Here is a 2,021-nt window from a genome sequence, read left to right as displayed (position 1 = left end):
GTCGTCACACTGACGCGTTCGCAGGTGGAAGCGCTGGTCGCGGCGCTGCCGCGAAGCCACTGAAGGCCTATGCGGTGTGTTCGGACTCGCCGCCGTCGTCGTCGAATCCCGGCGCGCCCAGCGACGCCAGCATGCCCGTCGCGGCCCAGTGCCAGGTGAAGTCCTCGGCGCGGCGTCGCGCGGAGACGCGGCGGTGGCGTTCTGGCCGGCTGACGATCGTGCTGACCGCGTGCGCGATCGCCCTGGGGTCGTTGTCCGCTGAAGCGCCGCTGTCCGGGGTGATGATCTCGGTCAGCGCCGACGTGCGCGACACGACGGCCGGCGTTCCGCACGCCAATGACTCCAGCGCGGCCAGTCCGAACGTCTCGTGCGGTCCCGGGGCCAGTGTCACGTCCGCCGAGGCCAGTAGCCGCGCCACCGTGTGCCGATCGGAGACGAAACCCGTGAAATCGATGGGAAGCCGGGAAGCCTGCCGCTCCAGCCTGGCCCGCAGCGGGCCCTCGCCCACGACGACGAGCCGGGCGTCGACCCCCGCGTGGTACAGCGAACCGAGTGCGTCGATGCTGCGATCGACGCGCTTTTCCACTGACAGCCGACCGCAATGGACCAGCAGCATCTGCGTCGGCGCGGCCCAGCGTTGCCGCTCGGAGTAGGAGTGCCGACGTGGGTGAAAGGTTTGCAGATCAACGCCGAGTGGCACGGTGACAGTGTTCAAAGCGCCGATCCGATCGAATTCCTCGCGCGCGAAGCCGGTGGTGCACACCACGGTGTCGTAACTCGCGGCGGTGCGCGCGTTGGCCAGGTCGGCGAATCTGCGCGCTGCGCGTCCCGGAAGTACCTGGCCCACAAGGCGATCCAACCGCTCGTGCGAGATCATCACTGTTGTGGCGCCGTAGTCGCGGCCCCAACGGCCCAGCGACCGCAACGTAAGCCGGTCAGAGACTTCCAAGGCGTCCGGTTGCAACGCTTCCAGCAGTGCTTTGACGGGCCACGGCATCACGGCGCGGTAACCACCGGTGAATGGAATGAGACGGGCGGGCAAGGTTATTCGCACCACACCGGTGGGCAGCTGACTGCGTTCGGCGCGCTGACCAGGAACGACCAAGAAAACCTCATGCCCACTGGCGCAGTATTCGGCGCCCAGTCGGTCCACCGCGGTGCGAAGGCCGCCTGAGCGAGGCCCGTAAAAATTGGCGACCTGGACAACACGCATACCGTGAGGACACGCGTTGCGCGTGTGCGTTCAACAATGCTGGACCGAAGTGTGGGAGAACAGTCCATGAATTTCGGTTGCTTTCTTCAACGGACGGCGTTATTTTGGGCGGTCGCACAACACCGTGGGCGTCAGTCAGCTTTGGGCCCTTCGGCTTTGCTGATCCGCTCCGAAACGTCGGCTCCGGATAGCTGAGCACCCAGGAAGTCACCGGACGTCGGCAGGCTCAGGTGCAACTGGGACGCGCCGCTGACCTTGACGTCGCCGCGCTCGATGCTGAAATCCAGGACATGGCCCCCGCCGGTGCGGTCCTCGTTGAGGAAGTGCAGATGGTAGCCCGCGACGGAGATGCCCTGTTCGAAGTCGGGGGTCCGGAATCCGACCACCGTGCCCGATACGTCGGTGAACACGGTCTCGGCCTGATCTTCGGTCGCCTGTGTCAGCGGGGGATACGGCGGCTTCTGCGCCATCACAGTGCGCGTGTGCAGCGTACAGAAGTGGCCGTCGATTCGGATGGCGTAGATCAGGTTGGCGCTCTTGATCTTTTCGTCGATCGCGTCGATCAATTCGGTTCGGCTGGCGCGGGTTTGGACCTGGATGCCGAAGTCTTCGCGAAATGTGGTGATCGCCGCGAACGGCGTGCGATCGGTCGGGGCTGCCCGGGTGGCGGTGCCATCGGAACGCAACCGGTAGCACACGCCGTCGAGGATCACCATCTCGCCGTCCAGGTGGTTGAAGGTGCCCAGGCCGAAGTCACCGTGGCGCAGCAGGTCGGCGACGGTGGCGTCGCCGTCGTAGACCCCTTCCA

General features: G+C 66.0%; 2 protein-coding genes. Both read right to left on the bottom strand.

All coding sequences use genetic code 11. From position 1 onward, the window contains the following. Nucleotides 1–67: 67 nt before the first annotated feature. On the bottom strand, nucleotides 68–1,213 hold the full coding sequence (locus tag JOZ00_RS01690; RefSeq protein WP_293338822.1) for a glycosyltransferase: 1,146 nt from the start codon (nucleotides 1,211–1,213) through the stop codon (nucleotides 68–70). 131 nt (nucleotides 1,214–1,344) lie between these two features. Further along, a partial coding sequence (gene budA / locus JOZ00_RS01685) for an acetolactate decarboxylase (RefSeq protein WP_293338819.1) occupies nucleotides 1,345–2,021 on the bottom strand: 677 nt, incomplete at its 5' end.

The sequence above is a fragment of the Mycobacterium sp. genome (assembly GCF_019243155.1).
Lineage (GTDB): Bacteria > Actinomycetota > Actinomycetes > Mycobacteriales > Mycobacteriaceae > Mycobacterium.
This window is presented reverse-complemented; position numbering and strand designations above follow the sequence as displayed.